Origin of the sequence: Flavobacterium ustbae (assembly GCF_003946915.1) — a bacterium.
Taxonomy (GTDB): domain Bacteria; phylum Bacteroidota; class Bacteroidia; order Flavobacteriales; family Flavobacteriaceae; genus Flavobacterium; species Flavobacterium ustbae.
In genome coordinates, this window is sequence record NZ_RPOC01000014.1 from 72,535 (window position 1) to 90,486 (window position 17,952).

Annotated in this window: 13 protein-coding genes; 11 read left to right on the forward strand and 2 right to left on the reverse strand. The window is 34.4% G+C overall.

Annotated features, from left to right (window positions below; genetic code table 11):
• The first annotated feature begins 210 nt into the window (after positions 1-210).
• Both EG814_RS16175 and EG814_RS16180 read left to right on the forward strand, forming a co-directional pair.
• Positions 211-1,251: a GMP reductase gene (locus tag EG814_RS16175; protein ID WP_125722937.1), complete on the forward strand. Its 1,041-nt coding sequence runs from the start codon at positions 211-213 to the stop codon at positions 1,249-1,251.
• Positions 1,252-1,253: 2 nt separating this feature from the next.
• Positions 1,254-1,751, forward strand: a complete 498-nt coding sequence (locus tag EG814_RS16180; protein WP_125722938.1) for a GNAT family N-acetyltransferase — start codon at positions 1,254-1,256, stop codon at positions 1,749-1,751.
• 296 nt (positions 1,752-2,047) lie between these two features.
• On the opposite strand, the gene EG814_RS16185 is transcribed toward EG814_RS16180, so the two are convergent.
• Positions 2,048-2,626: a pentapeptide repeat-containing protein gene (locus EG814_RS16185; protein WP_125722939.1), complete on the reverse strand. Its 579-nt coding sequence runs from the start codon at positions 2,624-2,626 to the stop codon at positions 2,048-2,050.
• A 286-nt stretch (positions 2,627-2,912) separates the two neighbouring features.
• On the opposite strand from EG814_RS16185, the gene EG814_RS16190 reads away from it, so the two are divergent.
• From EG814_RS16190 to EG814_RS16210, 5 genes are all read left to right on the forward strand, one after another.
• Positions 2,913-4,199, forward strand: coding sequence for a BamA/TamA family outer membrane protein (locus tag EG814_RS16190; protein WP_125722940.1), 1,287 nt, complete (start codon positions 2,913-2,915; stop codon positions 4,197-4,199).
• Between the two features lie 200 nt (positions 4,200-4,399).
• Positions 4,400-5,074 carry a response regulator transcription factor gene (locus tag EG814_RS16195; protein WP_125722941.1) on the forward strand — a complete coding sequence of 225 codons (675 nt, stop codon included), beginning with the start codon at positions 4,400-4,402 and terminating at the stop codon, positions 5,072-5,074.
• A gap of 1 nt (position 5,075) precedes the next feature.
• Positions 5,076-6,458, forward strand: coding sequence for a HAMP domain-containing sensor histidine kinase (locus EG814_RS16200; protein ID WP_125722942.1), 1,383 nt, complete (start codon positions 5,076-5,078; stop codon positions 6,456-6,458).
• An 83-nt stretch (positions 6,459-6,541) separates the two neighbouring features.
• Positions 6,542-7,264: a hypothetical protein gene (locus tag EG814_RS16205; protein WP_125722943.1), complete on the forward strand. Its 723-nt coding sequence runs from the start codon at positions 6,542-6,544 to the stop codon at positions 7,262-7,264.
• 127 nt (positions 7,265-7,391) lie between these two features.
• Complete coding sequence (locus EG814_RS16210) at positions 7,392-8,339, forward strand: bestrophin family protein (RefSeq protein WP_125722944.1); 948 nt, start codon at positions 7,392-7,394, stop codon at positions 8,337-8,339.
• Positions 8,340-8,568: 229 nt separating this feature from the next.
• Here the strand turns inward: EG814_RS16210 and EG814_RS16215 are convergent, their stop codons facing one another.
• Entirely contained in the window at positions 8,569-9,990 is a 1,422-nt protein-coding gene (locus tag EG814_RS16215; RefSeq protein WP_125722945.1) for an aminotransferase-like domain-containing protein, read from the reverse strand.
• 107 nt (positions 9,991-10,097) lie between these two features.
• Between EG814_RS16215 and EG814_RS16220 the strand changes: the two genes are divergently transcribed.
• The 4 genes from EG814_RS16220 (at position 10,098) to EG814_RS16235 (ending at position 17,854) form a co-directional block, all read left to right on the forward strand.
• Positions 10,098-11,012 (forward strand): EamA family transporter, encoded by a 915-nt coding sequence (locus EG814_RS16220; RefSeq protein WP_125722946.1) that lies wholly within the window; start codon positions 10,098-10,100, stop codon positions 11,010-11,012.
• 301 nt (positions 11,013-11,313) lie between these two features.
• Complete coding sequence (locus EG814_RS16225) at positions 11,314-13,578, forward strand: acyl-CoA dehydrogenase family protein (RefSeq protein ID WP_125722947.1); 2,265 nt, start codon at positions 11,314-11,316, stop codon at positions 13,576-13,578.
• 211 nt (positions 13,579-13,789) lie between these two features.
• Complete coding sequence (locus EG814_RS16230; RefSeq protein WP_125722948.1) at positions 13,790-15,433, forward strand: DUF6377 domain-containing protein; 1,644 nt, start codon at positions 13,790-13,792, stop codon at positions 15,431-15,433.
• Between the two features lie 204 nt (positions 15,434-15,637).
• The gene (locus tag EG814_RS16235) at positions 15,638-17,854 is read left to right on the forward strand and encodes a glycoside hydrolase family 3 C-terminal domain-containing protein (RefSeq protein WP_125722949.1); all 2,217 of its coding nucleotides are present in this window, start codon (positions 15,638-15,640) and stop codon (positions 17,852-17,854) included.
• Positions 17,855-17,952 lie beyond the last annotated feature (98 nt).

Sequence of the window (17,952 nt, forward strand, 5' to 3'; positions counted from 1 at the left end):
TCAGTTTTCGGCTTTGTCAGGCTGAGCGTCCCGAAGCTTCGGGAGAAGCCCCGTTGCTATTAAAAACTTAGCGAATCTCTGAGAAATCTCTGTGCATCTCTGCGGAATAAAACTAGGTGCATTGTTCAAAAGTTCAGCTTTTTGTTAATCTAATATCTGAAATCTAAAATCATAAATTCCTAAATTTGAGAGTAACCAAAATCTCGAATTATGAGAATAGAAATGGATTTAAAATTAGGGTTTAAAGATGTGATGTTTAGGCCGAAAAGATCAACACTTAAAAGCAGATCGGAAGTTAGTTTAGACCAAAATTTTAAGTTTTTGCATAGTACATCAAATTGGACAGGAATTCCGATTATGGCTGCCAATATGGATACTGTTGGAACTTTTGAAATAGCGAAGGTTTTGGCTGAAGAAAAGCTTTTTACAGCGATTCATAAACATTACACTTTAGAAGAATGGAATCATTTTCTAAAAAATGCAACTTCAGATATTTACGATTATATTGCGGTAAGTACAGGAACAGGAAAAGAAGATTTTGAGAAAATAGGAAAAATCATTACTGCAAATCCGTTACTGAAATTTATCTGTATTGATGTAGCAAATGGTTATTCTGAGCATTTTGTCCAATTTTTAAAGAAAACCCGTAAACAATATCCCGATAAAATAATTATTGCCGGAAATGTGGTTACTGGCGAAATGACCGAAGAACTTTTATTGGCCGGAGCCGATATCGTAAAAGTCGGAATTGGACCAGGCTCTGTCTGCACTACTCGTGTAAAAACAGGCGTTGGTTATCCGCAATTGTCTGCCATTATCGAATGTGCCGATGCCGCCCATGGTTTAGGTGGACACATTATAAGTGATGGTGGCTGTACAACTCCAGGCGATGTTGCTAAAGCTTTTGGCGCTGGAGCCGATTTTGTAATGTTGGGCGGCATGCTTGCCGGACATACTGAAAGTGGCGGAGAATTAATCGAAGTAAAAGACGAAAAATTCAAACAATTTTACGGAATGAGTTCGAAAACTGCTATGGACAAACATGCAGGCGGCGTAGCAGAATATCGTGCAAGCGAAGGAAAAACCGTTCAAGTGCCGTTTAAAGGCGATGTAATTTATACGGTTTTAGATATTTTAGGCGGAATTAGAAGTACTTGTACCTATGTCGGTGCTTCAAGATTAAAAGAATTGACTAAACGAACGACTTTTATCCGCGTAAGCGAACAAGAAAATCAAGTTTTTACAAAATAAATATGATTCAAATTACCGAAGCGTCTCTTAATGATATTGCTAAAATTCAAGAGATTGCAAACATAACTTGGCCAATAACGTATGGCGAAATTTTAACAGCTGAACAATTAGAGTATATGTTAGATCTCATTTATTCTGACGAAGCTTTATCAAAACAAATTCAGAATAAAGAGCAGTTATTTTACTTAATTTCAGATGCTAATTCTGTAATTGGTTTTATCGGAATTGAGCATAATTATAAAAACGAAGCGATAACAAAAATTCATAAAATTTATCTTTTGCCAGAAACACAAGGAAAAGGTTATGGAAAAATTGTTTTTGAAGAAATCCAAAAAATGGCTTTAGAAAATAATTCTTCGGCTCTTTTATTAAATGTAAATCGTTTTAACACCGCTTTAAATTTCTATAAAAAACTAGGTTTTGAAATTAAAGAAACTGTAGATATTGAAATTGGAAATGGTTTTTTGATGGAGGATTATGTGATGGGGAAAAATATTTAATTATAAATAAAATTTAGACGCGGATAAAACAGATTCGCTATCGCGAAGAAGCAGATTTACACGGATTTTTTTATAATATGAGTTGCCTACAGCTTTAGCTTTGGGGGTATAATAAAAAAGCACAAAAGGCTTTAGCCAAACTTTAAGAGTTCGGCTAAATCCTTTTTTACATTTCTAATTTGTCCATCCAGCTAAAGCTGGAGGCAATTGATTTTATTTTTTAATAAAAAAATAAAAAAATCGGCGGAAATCTGCGTCTTCGCGATAGCGAATCCGTCTTATCCGCGTGCCATTTACTACGTCACAATTACATCATGCGTAAACAACAACCCTTTCACTTCCTTCAAAGAAAAAATAGCTTTCTTCAATTTCGTTTTTGATGGATCGATGGTATAATTAAAACTTGTTCTAAAATTAGCTTTATTAGCAATCGCTTTTGAAAATTCTGCACGATACAAATCGCAATTATCAAAAAGAACATTCGTTAAATCTACGGCCATAAAATCTACAGCAATAAGACTACAGCTGTTGAATGTTGTTCCTTTTAGCTTTAAAGTGTAAAATTTTGAAAAGTCTAAAATGCAGTCGTAAAAGTGAACTTCGAAAATCAATTTGTCGCACATGGCAAAATTAACTTCTTTGATTTCGCAGTTATAAAAAGTGACACTTCTAAAAGCCACATAATTAATTTTGGCTTCGTTGAAAATACAATCGTTAAAAGTGCAGTCGATAAAGGTAACGGCAAGAAAAGTGCAGGCAGAAAAATTACAATTATTAAAAACGCAGCATTCGAAGTCTTTAAAATTAAGATCATCTTTGGCGTAAATAATCGTATTGTATTCTTTATCAAGAAAATATTCGCTTTCTTTTTTCAACTTTTTAGATCATTATTTGAGGCTGAAAAGGTACTAATTTGCTGTAAAATTTTCGATGAAAATCGAGAATAATAAGAAAAAGTATTGTTTTCTGAGAGAATTAGAATTTCAATCTAACTATGAAAAATACATTACTAAATAGTAAAAACACATTTTAAACCAAATCCGTCAAATATTTTTGACGGATTTTTTTGTTAAATTATTTGAGTTTTGTTTTTAAGTTGTTGAAAATAAGGTTTATATTTACAATGAGTTGAATCTTATTTCTAAAAACAAAACTTTGCAAATGGTGATTTTTCCAGAAAATAATGCCGTTCCGTACAAGTATAAAATCTTAGGATTAGTATTTCTTATTTCCTTTACTTTATTTTCTCAAGAAGAAAGTAGAAATTCAGAAATTGATTCTTCAAAAATTTGTCCTCCCAAAACAGTATTTGATCTTTTTAAAAAACAAGATGATGCATTAGTAGTTAAGCCTACAAAAAACAATTTCTTTTTATTAATTCCAGCTATTGGCTCTCAGCCCGCAACAGGCTTCTTTTTTGGAGCGGTGGCGCAATATACCTTTAAAGGAAAAGAAGCAAAAGACAAATATTCAATTGCCAACATAGGAATTACTTATACCGTAAAAAATCAGTGGTTAGTAAACGTCAAAAACAATATTCTACTTAAAAATAATAAAATCTTTTTGAGTGGCGATTACCGTTTGTATTTGTTCTCGCAGCCAAATTATGGACTTGGAACTGATATAATTCCGCCAAGACAAGATCGCCCGCCTGGTTTTAGTATAGATTCGCTTGCTCAGGATATGGATTATAATTACTTAAAATTTCATCAGACGGTTTCTTTTGAAGTGAAAGAGAATTATTATGTTGGCGGAGGCGTGAATATAGATTGGTATTCAAGTATTAAGGACAAGGAATTGGATGTCGCAAACGGAAATTATACCTACCATTACAATTATAGCCAAAAATATGGGTTTAATAATCTAGAATATTATTTGACAGGGGTTAGTTTGAATCTGGTTCACGATTCAAGAGATAACCAAGTTAATGCTTCTAAGGGCTGGTATGCCAATATAAATTATAGATTTAATCCTGTTTTGTTTAAAAATCAGAACTTTAGTAATGTGCTATTTGCCGAATACCGCAACTTTATTCCTGTTTCTCATAAAAATCCTCGTTATATTTTGGCAATCTGGACTTACGGACAATTTGTAACTAGGGGAAAAGTGCCTTATTTAAACCTTCCTTCAATTGGTTGGGATCAGCGGAGCAGGAGTGGAGAAGGCTACACGCAGGGATTGTTTAGAGGAAACGGATTAGTTTATCTTTCTACAGAATTTCGTTTTCCAATTACCTGCAATCAATTGCTAAGCGGTACGGTTTTTACCAATTTTGTTACGGCCAGCAATTCTGATACTGATTTAAAACTTTTCAAATCCATACAGCCTGCTGCTGGTATTGGTTTAAGGCTTTTGATCGATAAAGCATCCAAAACCAATTTAATTTTCGATTATTCTTGGGGTAACAACTCCAAAGGATTCTATCTAAATGCTGGTGAGACTTTTTAATCTTTATCTTTTTGTTTATCTTTTTGAAAATTAGCAGATTCTAAATTGAAGAATCTAAAATTTTAGTCCTAAAAAATAGCAAAAATGATGCTCATGATGCCGCTTTTTCTTATTTGGTTCAATTTGCGGATAATTTTTTAAGTTGTGCTTATTATGTGAATTTCAATTCCTATTTTTGTTGTATATACAAACTTCTTAAGATGAAATTACTTATAGTTGAAGACGAGCCAAATCTATTATCGATATTGCGTAAAGGATTTGCAGAAAATAATAATGAAGTAAGCGTAGCAATGGACGGTAAAACGGCTATGGAGATGATTCATAATTATACTTTCGATGTGGTAATCTTAGATGTAATGCTTCCTGATCTTAACGGAATTGAAATCTGCAGAAGACTTCGCGCAGCAAAAAACTTTGTGCCTATTTTGCTTTTAACGGCTTTAGGAACTTCAGAAAACATTGTAACAGGACTCAATGCCGGTGCCGATGATTATTTGGTTAAACCTTTTAAATTTGGAGAATTAGACGCTAGAGTTAATGCGCTATACCGAAGATCGCATCAGGAAACAGAAAAAATCGATACGATCACAATTGGTGATCTAGAAATAAACGGACGCGCCAAAACGGTTAAAAGAGGCGGAGAGAACATTGTGCTAACAGCAAAAGAATTTAAACTTTTATATTATCTGGCTAAAAATACAGGTCGCATCGTTTCGCGCGATCAGATTTTGGATAATGTCTGGGATATTAATTTTGACATGAATACCAATGTTGTCGATGTCTATATTACATACTTAAGAAGAAAAATAGATAAGCCTTATTCGACCAAACTTATTCATACCATGAAGGGATTGGGTTATGTTATAAAACCATAGTATGGATATTAGAAAAAAGATTACTTTTAATTACGTTGCCCTTTCTACCTTTAGTACGTCTCTGTTGTGCATCATCGTTTTCTTTTTGTTTAGAGAAAACAATCGATATCACTTTTTAAAACGTCTAGATGATAGGGCCAAAATTGTGTCTTCTATTCATTTTCAAAAAGATCCGGAAAAGATCAGATATTACAAAAACCTTAAAAAGAACGGTCTTGAAGAATTGATCGAAGAAGAAGAATATGTACTAAAAATCAACAGTCATAACAGTTTTGATTATAATACGAATCTGAATCTTCCAAATTCTTTTTACACCAATATTCTAAATACAGGAAAAGATTCTTTTGAAAGAGATAATAAATATTATTTAGGACAGATTTTTCAAGAAAATAATCAGAAATATATTGTAATTGTTGGTGCTAGAGACCGTAAAGGAAAAGATACAACGGTTTATATTGTCAAAATCATGCTTTTTGGCGGAATCGGTTTTGTGATTCTGGCTTTTCTCTTAGGACGATTTTTAGCCAAACGTGTCATAAATCCCGTAGCGCGAATTACAAAAGAAGTGAAACGAATTAGTGCTTCTAATCTTCATAATCGTTTGCCCGAAGTTAAAAACTCAGATGAAATATCAGATTTGACGAATACTTTTAATAATATGCTGGATCGATTAGAAACTTCGTTCGAAATTCAGGCTAACTTTATTAATAACGCTTCTCACGAATTAAAAACTCCAATAACCACCATTATTGCCGAAGCAGAAATTATGCTGCTTAAAGAAAGAGAAAAAGAAGAATATGTAGAATCTTTGCAAAATATTTACAGTCAGGCTTCTAAATTAGGAAATCTGACAGAAAGCCTTCTGAAACTCACACAAACAGGTTATGACGGGCAAAAGCAAGTATCTGATGTTGCCAGAATGGACGAATTATTGTTAGATGTAAAATCGGATCTAGACAAGATTTATCCAGATAATCGCGTTAGCATAAGACTTAATTTTGCTCCAGAAGATTCTAATTTGCTATTGCTGCCCTGCAATAAACCACTTTTAGAATTGGCTATCAATAATATTATTACCAATGGAGTAAAATATTCTGATAATAATGAGGTGTTTGTGAGCCTTTCGGCTAATAAAGAAATGATTAAAATCGCAATTAACGATATCGGAATAGGAATTCCGCCAGAGGATATTCCGCATTTATACGAGCCGTTTTTTAGAGGTAAAGATGCCGCAAGATATATAGGATATGGTTTGGGACTTCCTTTGGCTTCGAAAATTATCCGAATGCATGACGGCGAACTTCAAGTGCAATCAGAACAGAATAAAGGAACAATTGTAACGATCATCTTTAAAAAAACAAACATTAAAAAATCTAATGTTTAATCTTAGAAAATTCTAATTTTAGATTAATAAAGGTCTAATTTGCGGATAGTTGTTTTGTAGGTATAAACTAAAAGAATATACTTATGAAAAATTTTCTTATACCTACGACTTTAAAAGATGATACAATCTCGGCTGTTAAATCTGCGGTAAATCAGTCCAAAAAAACTGAATCAGAAATTATATTAGTATTAGTTTCAGAAGCTCCCGATACTTTTTCTTCTTCGGGATTCTTAAGAGAAATGAAATCAGGGCTTACCAAAAGTCAGGAAGAAGTTTTAGAAACCTGCCGATATATTGTCGAGCACACTTCAAACGTAAAATTAAAAGTTCATACTCAATACGGACTTTCAGCGCCAATTTTTAAAAGGCTGATCGAAGTTTTTTCTGTAAAATTGGTCATTCTTACTCATTCTTATAAACAGGAAACAAAAAGAATTCATCAGTATATGGTGCAATTAGCTGGAAACCAGAAATGTCCGATTCTGCATTTAAGCACAGAAATTAACAAAGAAGTTTTCCATAAAGCACTTTATATAGAAAATTCTAGCATGAACATTCATGTAAAAGATGTACAAGAGTTTTTGAGCGCCAATTTCTCTTTCGAGATTGTAAGCCAAACAGCTAGTTTTGAAGATAACTACGAAAATGTCGCTCCATTATTGTCAGAAGCCATTTCAAAACACAACATCGACATGTTGGTTGAAACCAGAAAAGGCGAAAAAATCAAATTTAAAAAGTCGAAAAAAGAAAACGTCAATGAAAAATTAGGACTTCCAGTTCTTTCATTGTATGAGGAGATGGTTTGACTCTAAGGTTCTGAGGTTCTAAGTTGCTAAGGCACTAAGAATTAAAAGTTAAAAATTAAAAACCTTAGCAACTTAGAACCTCAGAACCTCAGAACCTTTAAAAAAAACTTAATTTAAATCCGAAAATATGTTATTAAAGAAAAGAATACCAATGAAGTACGTTCTCGGGAAAATTAAAGTAGAAATTGCTCTATTATTGGCTTATACCGTACTGTTTGAAATATTTCATCACTATTTTGTTACACTTCCCGTAGATATTCCGATTGCGATTCCGACCATGATCGGAACTATTATTTCTCTGCTATTAGCTTTTAAGTCCAATCAGGCCTATGACAGATGGTGGGAAGCCAGAATTGTTTGGGGAGCAGTTGTAAACGATTCGAGAACCTTGATTCGTCAAGTTTTAACGTTTTATGAGGATCCCGATTATTCTATTGAAGCGAGCGAGTTTAAAGAAAAATTTGCAAAAAGACAGATTGCATGGTGTTACAGTTTAGGAGAATCTCTTCGAAAAAGAGATGCCATAAAACCACTCGAAGGTTTGATGAGCGAAGAAGAAATTAATTATATAAAAAACCATCAAAACGTTCCGAATGCCATTTTAATGCTGCATGCGAGAGATTTAAAAAATGCAAAAAATGATAAACGATTCAACATGTATCAGCAAGTTGAAATTGACAACACTTTATCAAGACTTTGTGACGAAATGGGAAAGTGTGAACGAATTAAAAACACCATTTTTCCAACCACTTACAGTATGTATACTAGATTAACATTGTGTTTGTTCATTCTGTTATTGCCGTTTGGCTTAACAAGTGTATTAAGTTGGTTTGCCATTCCGTTGATTACGGCAATTGGAGGAGCTTTCTTTTTGATCGAAAGAATGGCAATTCATTTGCAGGATCCGTTTGAGAATAGACCAAGCGATACACCGGTTACGTCGATTGCAAACACGATTGAGAAAAATATCAAACAAATGTTGAACGAATATCAAAGCGAATTTGATATTCTAAACGAATTTCACTTAAACGACGAACCTAAGAAAGTTGAAAAAGACGCTTATTTTGTCTTGTAAGAAATTAATTTTGGTCTTCTTTTAATTGTTGACTGGACAGTGAGTAGTTGCACTGTCCAGTTTTTTTTACGGGCTTATTTTTTTGAAACACATAGAAACATAGATTTTATTTTTATAGAAAAGAATAAAGAAAGAAACTAGTTTCTCACACATAGCCTATGTGTATTCAAATAAGTGAAACGCCTTTAGGGACAAAGAATAACTATGTTTCTATGTGTTAAAATTTCATTTATAATTGATGAGCCAATCTTCCCAACGTCTGAATTGCAATTCTCAATTCATTAGACCAAGGCAATCCAAAACTCAATCGCATACAGTTTGAAAATTGGTTTTGAAAAGAAAAAATCCTGCCCGGTGCAATACTGATATTATGTTTTAAAGCCAAATGATAAAAAGCAGCCGTATCGATTTTTTTATCCAATTCTACCCAAAGAAAAAATCCGCCTTGTGGCTGACTCACTTTTGTTCCCTCGGGAAAAGATTCTAAAACGGTATTGATATAATTCGTGCAGTTTCGATTCAAAATCTGACGAATTTTCCTCAAATGATTTTCATAACGGCCATTTTTTAAGAAATCACCAACCACTTCATGCGTAATAGTTGTGGAAGAAATAGTATGATACAATTTGGTTCTTAAAATCTCTTTTTTGAATTTTCCTGGCGAAACCCAGCCTACGCGATAACCAGGAGCTAAAGTTTTAGAAACCGAACTGCAGCACAAAACAATTCCACTTTCATCATAAGTTTTACAATTGGTTGGTCGGCTTGAGCCAAAGTACAAATCGCCGTGAATGTCATCTTCAATTAAAGGCACATTATAAAAATCCATTAAACGGACAATTTCTTTTTTATGTTCGTTAGGTAGCATACTTCCCGACGGATTACTGAAATTAGACATCAAAACACAAGCCTTTACTTTATTAGACGAAAGTGTTTTTTTTACCGCGTCGAGTTCAATTCCGGTAGTCATATTCGTAGGAAGTTCCATTACATACAAGCCTAAAGATCTTGCCAATTGCAGAATGCCAAAATAAACCGGACTTTCTGTAATAATGGTATCTCCGGGTTTTGTCAGCGTTAGCAAACAGTCAGAAATAGCCGAAATACAACCAGGAGTCGTAATAATATCCTCTTCGGTCAAAGAACCGCCCCAAGTAAAAGACCAGCGCGCAATCTCTTTTCGCAAATTACTGTTTCCTTCAATTTCCTCGTAACTCGTACCGCTGTTGGGCAATTGGCGCATGGCCTGAACCATTCCTTTATTCAGTTTGGCAATTGGAAGCAATTCGTTAGACGGAAAACCAAGCGAAAGCATCGTGACATCTTTCGTTCGCATATCGCCGTAAACGAGATCAATTAAATCTTCACGTTCAATGTTTTCAAGACTTAAACGAGGTTTGCTTGCCGAAGGTTCTGCTATTGTTCTTGCCGAAATATTACTCACATAATACCCCGATTGAGGACGAGATTCTATAAGCGAACGGCTTTCCACTTCATAATACGCCTTGCTCACGGTGCTCATGCTGTAACCTGTTTCTGCGCAGACTTCACGAATAGACGGCAGTTTGTCGCCCACATTTAGAACACCCGATTTAATCTGTTTTTCGATTCGGTCGGCAAATTGAAGATATAAGTAGTTGGAATTTTTCATAAAAACAAAACTGTTATGCTGCAATTTACAAAAACTGTATCTGTATTGCTGTTTTATTTTTAAGAAATTTGCTCTTTCAAAAACAACACATTTTCAAAAGCAATTTTGTGAAAACAACAAAGTATTACATAGCAGCAATCTCAGCCTTTATTACGTGGGGGCTTTTCAGTTTGGTTTTAAAGCCAATTAATGAATATCCGTCGTTGGATATTTTGTTTTACCGTGTTTTTAGCTGTGCTGTTTTAATGCTTTTAATTGCTTTTCTATTCAAAAGAAAACAGATAAAGGAAACCATTGAAATCTTCAAAGCTTTACCAAAAACTGAAAAAAGAAAATCGATTTTACTGAATATCGGTGGAAGCGCCTTTTTGATGGCCAACTGGTTCACTTTCATTTATGTTGTCAATCACGTCAGCGTAAAAGCGGCTTCGCTGGCCTATCTTGTTTGTCCAATCTTGACAACATTGTTGGCTTATTTTATATTACACGAAAAATTGCTCAAAACGCAATGGCTTTCTGTTGGTCTGAGTATTTCAGGCTGTTTGTTGCTTTCTTATAGCGATATTATGGATATGTTTTTCAGTATCATTATTGGTCTAACTTATGCGGCCTATTTAGTAAGTCAGCGCGCAAACAAAGGGTTTGACAAATTTATTGTGCTGACATTTCATATCACATTGGCAGGGTTAGTTTTATTGCCTTTTTATCCAGCTTATGCGGGACCAGTTCCAACAGCATTCAAATTCTATTTCTGTATCGAGACGATCGCGATCGTATTTACAATAGTGCCGCTTTTCTTAAACCTGTACGCGCTTTCGGGAATAAATTCGTCAACGGTGGGGATGTTGCTGAATATAAATCCGATGATTGCTTTTGGATTGGCGGCCTTTGTTTTCAAAGAAAATATTACCCCTTTGCAAATCACAGCTTACGGTGTCATTTTTACCGCAGTGTTAGTTTTTAATTCACATCATATTTTTGCCATAAAGCAAAAAATGACCTCAATATCCAAGGGTTCTTAACTTTTAGTTTTCATATTTTTTATTGGTTTAAAATCGAAAATTATCAGAATCTTAACAGGATGTTTAAACAGGAATGAGTATTTTTCATTCCTGTTTTTTTATGCTCTAAAACGTGATAAAAAAAGAATAGCCACAGATTTTACAGATTTAAAGGATTAAAAAAGTTTGCCACGAATTTCACGAATTTCACGAATGGATTGCGAAAAAAATTGGTGTAATTAGTGAAATTCGTGGCTAAAAAAATCCTTTTAATCTGTGAAATCTGTGGCAAAAAAACATTAAAAACCGAACCCCTATTGATATGAAAAATACCAAACTTCAAGCCTTTACTCCGTTATTTTACTTAGTGTGGTCAGATGATTTGCTGACACAGAAAGAATTTTCTACATTACAAGATTTTATTAATTCGCTAAGCGTTTTATCAGAAGAAGACAAAGCATATTTGCTTTCTAAAGTAGATATTTCAAATCCGCCTTCGCGAAATGAACTCACACAATGGAAATCGGATATTGAAAAAAGTATTCAGGATACATCATCTATAAAATCGATTTTTGATATTGCAAAAGCCCTTTCAGCTGGAGAATTGGATTTAACTCCAATAGAAAAAGATTTCGTAAAACTAGAAAATGACTTAGGGATTTTAGGCGAAGAAGCGCTTCAAAACTTCAAAACCAAAGCAGGTTCTTTTACAGCCAATTCGCAAACCAATGCCAGTTTTGACATTCAGAAAATCACACAGATTCTAGACGGAAAAGAAGCGACAATTATTGAAAGAGTAAAATCGGTTATTTCAAGACCTGAATTTGCGTATGAAACTTCTACAGATATTAATGTTTTCAGAGAAACCGTTTATAAATGGTGTAAAATCTTAGCAGATGAAAATCTCGGAAGCATGGCGTATCCGAAAGAATATGGTGGCGGAGGAAATATCGAAGATTATTTTGCCATTATGGAAACGCTGAGTTACCATGATTTAAGTTTGGTAATTAAATTTGGCGTTCAGTTTGGACTTTGGGGAATGAGTGTTCAATCTTTAGGAACTGAAAAACATTATGCTAAATATTTAAAAGATATTGGTTCGCTGAAACTTCCAGGTTGTTTTGCCATGACTGAAACGCATCACGGATCGAATGTAAAAGGTTTGGAAACTACAGCAACTTACAATCACGCAGATCAAACGTTTACCATTCATACACCGAATAAAAATGCACAGAAAGAATATATAGGAAACGCTGCAGTTCACGGACAGGCAGCAACTGTTTTTGCTAAACTAATTATAGACGATCACGATTATGGCGTAAATGCTTTTGTGGTTCCATTGCGAGATCCAAACGGAAATGTTTTAGATGGCATTACAATTGGCGATTGCGGTCATAAAATGGGATTAAACGGCGTTGACAACGGGACAATCAGTTTTGATAATGTTGTGATTCCGAAAGAGAATATGCTGGATCGTTTTGCTTCGGTAAATGAAAAAGGCGAATTTGAAAGTCCGATTCCGAGTGATAACAGACGATTTTTTACGATGTTAGGAACTTTGGTAGGAGGAAGAATCGGAATTCCGCGTTCGGCTTTAGCGGCAGCGAAATCAGGATTAACGATTGCCATTCGCTACAGCGATCAAAGAAGACAATTTGGACCTGAAGGCGGCTCAGAAGTTCCGATTTTAAATTACAGAATGCATCAGCGCAGACTATTACCGCATTTGGCAAAAACATACGCCGTTCATTTTGCATTGCAATATTTGACCAGCAGATTTTTGAATAGAACCGAAGCTGAAATGCAGGAAATCGAAGCTTTGGCGGCCGGAATGAAATCGTATTCTACTTGGAGTACCAGAGATATTTTGCAGGAATGCAGAGAAGCGTGCGGCGGAAAAGGCTATTTGTCTGAAAACCGAATCGATGCGCTTAAAAATGATACAGAAATCTATACCACTTTTGAAGGCGACAATACCGTTTTGATGCAATTAGTAGCTAAAAATCGCCTGGCAGAATTTAGAAAATCATTTGGAGAAATGGGATCGCTTGGCATAATTAATTATGTTTACGAAAACGCTAAAACAGTAATTTCTGAGAAAAACCCAATTGCAACCCGAAGAACAGACGATGAACATTTGTTAGATGGAGAATTCCATTTACAAGCATTTGTTCACAGAGAAAAAACAATTTTGGCATCAGCAGCAAGACGTATCAAAAAATTGATCGATGGGGGATTAGAACCTTATGATGCCTTTAATGTCGTTCAGCATCAAATGATTGATGTGGCGCAGGCTTATTTGGAGAGAATTGTTTTAGAGCAATTTCAGATCGCGATTAAAGCGGTTGAAGATGAATCATCAAAAGCGATTTTGACCAAATTGAGTCAATTGTATGCGCTTTCTCAGATCGAAAAAAATAAAGCTTGGTTCTTAGAAGATGGTTATATGGAAGCGGTAAAAACCAAAGCAGTCCGTAAAATAGTAAATCAGCTTTGCTGGGACATTCGTCCAGATGCTGTAGCGCTTGTAAATGCTTTCAATATTCCAGAAAGCTGTTTATCTGCGCCGATTGCAGCGCATATTTAGTTTTGAAAAAAAGAGACGTTAATAGTGATTTCGGATTTGGTTCCTGCCATTCCGAAATCATTTTATTTATAGCAGATCCAGTTTTGTGATTTGATATTTTATAAAAGATATTTAAATCTCACCTATTTCAAGTACATTTTAACCACTGAGAAATAATTCGTTTTTTATATTTTCGCTTTGCTATATTTGTATTTCCTTATCTTAAATCGCTTTGAAAAAATATTGTCTATTTCTGTTTCTTATTATAAACCTTCCGCTTTTTGCATTGGAGCGTACAGATGTTATTTTAAAAGAATTAAACGAAGCGATCAAAAATAAACAGCATTACGTGCAGCTTAAAGAAGAACGGATTCTGAATTTTAAGAAAATTAAATCAGATAATCTAACGAAAGAGCAGGAGTACAATTACAATAAAACACTCTATTTTGAGTATCAGAAGTTAAATACAGATTCGGCAATTCAATACGTAAAAAAGAATCTCAAAATTGCAGAAGAACTTCAAAATGCAGTACTTTTCAATTTAGCGCAGTTGCAGTTGGTAACCTTATATTCTTCATCAGGAAAATACCGCGAATCAGAAGCGATTTTAAAGAGTATAAATAAACAAAGTCTTGTCGCTTCGCTGCTTCCCAACTATTATATTTCATATCGCGAGTTTTTTGAGCATTATGCGGCCAACAGTTATAGCCCCGAGTATAGAAAACAGATCGGCAAATATCGAGATTCACTATTAAGCGTTTTAAATCCAAATACGTTGGATTACAAAATTAATAGAATTCAGCAGGATGTTTTTAATAATAAAAAGTATAAGAATCCCAAAAAGGAATTATTAGCTTTATTAAATAAAACGAATGAAGAAAGTCCGCAATATGCGATGATTGCCTATTTGCTCGGGAAAATTGCAGAAGCGGCTCATGATTTAGAATCGAGAAAAAAATACTACGCACTTTCTGCGACATCAGATATTAAAAATGCTAACAAAGACAATGCTTCACTGCAAGAATTAGCTTTAGTTTTTTACGAAATTGGCGATGTCGATATGGCGTACAAACTCACGCAGTCGGCTATTGAAGACGCTCTTTACTGTAATGTTCAGTTTAGAACTTTGCTCATGTCAGAAGTGTATTCGATTATCAATACCGTTTATTTAGAGCGAGAAGCACAAAGAAAAAGCGAATTACAGATTTATTTGCTTTGCATCAGTCTTCTTTCGCTGTTTTTATTGGTTGCGATAATTTACGTGTACAAACAGATGAAAAAGGTTTCTAGAATTAGAACCGAATTGTACGAAACGAGTCAGAAACTGGCAGAATTAAACAAAGATATTACCCAAACCAATAGTCGGCTTCAGGAAAGTAACCTGCAATTGTCTGAATCTAATTTGGTTAAAGAAGAATATATTGCGCATTTCTTCAATCTTTGCTCGACTTACATCAATAAGTTGGAGAATTACCGTATTATCTTAAACAAAAAGGCAACGGCAAAACAATTCGACGAAATTTATAAGATTTTAAAGTCAACTACTTTGGTTGATAATGAGTTAGAAGAATTGTATAAGAACTTCGATATTATCTTTTTAAACTTATATCCAACGTTTGTTAAAGATTTCAATGCATTATTAATTCCTGAAGAACAGATTGTCCTCAAACAAAATGAATTGCTGAATACAGAACTTCGAATTTTTGCTTTAATCAGACTCGGAATTACAGACAGTGTTAAAATAGCAGCATTTTTACGTTATTCTTTAAGTACAATTTACAACTACCGTACAAGAGCTCGAAATAAGGCAGCAGTTTCGCGAAATGATTTCGAAGAAATGGTCATGAAAATCGGTTCTATGGCTTTGAAAGCATAAATATTTATTTCAAATCTACTACTTTTTTTAGGGGTTAAAAATTATTAAATATTTGTAAATCAATATTTTGACTTTTTAATTCACTACTTTTTTTTATCTAAAAATGGAATGTGAACGATAACGTTTTAGTTTTACAATATGATAAAAAATGATTTTCGTTAAGAAGATTTCCCTATTATAACTAATGCTTTAATAATTACTGTTATGTTAAAAAACGTTAAAACAATTGTTGTTTTACTTTTACTAAGTTCTGTGGGAATAAATGCCCAAAACAAAGTTCCAGTTTATCTAGATGATAAAAAACCGATTGAAGAGCGTGTTGAAGATGCGCTTAAGCGAATGACAACCGATGAGAAAATTGCCATGATTCATGCGCAATCTAAATTTAGTTCTCCAGGTGTAAAACGTCTTGGAATTCCAGAAAACTGGATGACCGATGGACCACACGGAATTCGTACAGAGGTAAAATGGGACGAATGGGACCAAGCAGGATGGACAAACGATTCTTGTATTGCTTTCCCAGCGCTTACAGCACTTTCGTCTACTTGGAACAAAGAATTGGCTTCTTTATATGGTAAATCTATTGGAGAAGAAGCACGTTACCGTAACAAAAACGTATTATTAGGACCTGGTGTAAACATTTACAGAAGCCCATTAAATGGTCGTAACTTTGAATATATGGGAGAAGATCCGTTTTTGGCTTCAAAAATGGTGGTTCCTTATATTAAAGGAGTTCAAGCAAATGGAGTTGCTGCCTGCGTAAAACACTTCGCATTAAACAATCAAGAAACAAATCGTAACTCAGTTAACGTAATTGTTGACGATCGTGCCTTATACGAAATCTATCTTCCTGCTTTTAAAGCTGCGGTTCAAGAAGGTGATGTTTGGTCGATTATGGGATCTTACAACAAATACAAAGGACAGCAATGCTGCCACAACGAATATTTATTAAACGATATCCTTCGCGGAGAATGGGGCTTTAAAGGAGTTGTAGTTTCAGATTGGGGTGGAGTTAACGATACGAAACAAGCTATTCACAATGGTTTGGATATGGAATTCGGTTCTTGGACAAACGGTCTTTCTTGGGGAACAAGTAATGCGTATGACAACTACTATTTAGCAAAACCATATTCTGAAATGATCAGAAAAGGGGAAGTTGGAACTAAAGAATTAGATGAAAAAGTACGTCGTATTCTACGTTTATCTTTCTTGACTACAATGGACAGAAATCGTCCTTTTGGTTCTTTCGGAACAGAAGAACACGCTTTAGCTGGGCGTAAAATCGCTGAAGAAGGAATTGTTTTATTGCAAAACAACAATAATATTTTGCCAATCAATCTTTCTAAAACAAAAAAGATTGCTGTAATTGGAGAAAATGCTATCAAAATGATGACAGTTGGTGGAGGAAGTTCTTCGCTTAAAGCAAGATACGAAATCACTCCGCTTGAAGGTTTAAAGAAAAGAATCGGAAACCAAGCAGAAATCGTTTATGCAAGAGGTTATGTAGGAGATCCAACAAGTAACTATAACGGAGTTGTAGCTAAAGTAAGTTTAGAAGAAAAACGTTCTCCTGCAGAATTAACTGCTGAAGCTTTAAAAGTGGCTAAAGATGCTGATATCGTTCTTTTTATTGGAGGTTTGAACAAAAGCCCAAATCAAGATGACGAAGGACACGATCGTAAAGAATTGAATTTGTCTTATGGTCAAGATAAATTAATTAGCGAATTGGCGAAAGTAAATAAAAATATTGTTTTCGTAAATATTTCTGGAAATGCTATTGCAATGCCGTGGGTTAAAGAAGTTCCTGGAATTGTACAAGGTTGGTTTTTAGGTACTGAGGCAGGAACTGCTTTGGCAAATGTTTTAGTTGGAGACGTAAATCCTTCTGGAAAATTATCTTTCACTTTCCCAGTAAAATTAGCAGATAACGGAGCTCACGCTTTAGGAGAATTTCCTGGTGGAGACGACGTAAAATATAACGAAGGAATTTTTGTAGGATACCGTTGGGCAGACAAAAACAAAATTAAACCTTTATTCTCTTTTGGTCACGGTTTAAGCTATACGACTTTTGCTTATGGAAAAGTAACGGCTGATAAAAAACAAATGAACGCAGGTGATAAAATTACATTCTCTGTTAATGTGAAAAATACAGGAAGTAGAGAAGGGTCTGAAGTGGTGCAATTGTACATTACAGATGTGAAATCTTCATTGCCTCGTCCGATAAAAGAATTAAAAGGCTTTGAGAAAGTAGCTCTTAAAGCTGGAGAAGAAAAAACAGTAACATTTACAGTTGACAAAGCGGCTTTAAGCTTCTTTGACGATAAAAAACATGACTGGGTTGCAGAACCTGGTGATTTTGAAGCGATTATTGGCGCTTCTTCAACAGATATAAAATCTAAAGTGAATTTCTCACTTAAATAGTTTTTATTTCTAAAATTGGTTGGTTTGTAAAGCTGCAAGTGTAAATATTTGCAGCTTTATTTTTAAAACAGTAATGTTAAAAGTTAAATGTTATAAAT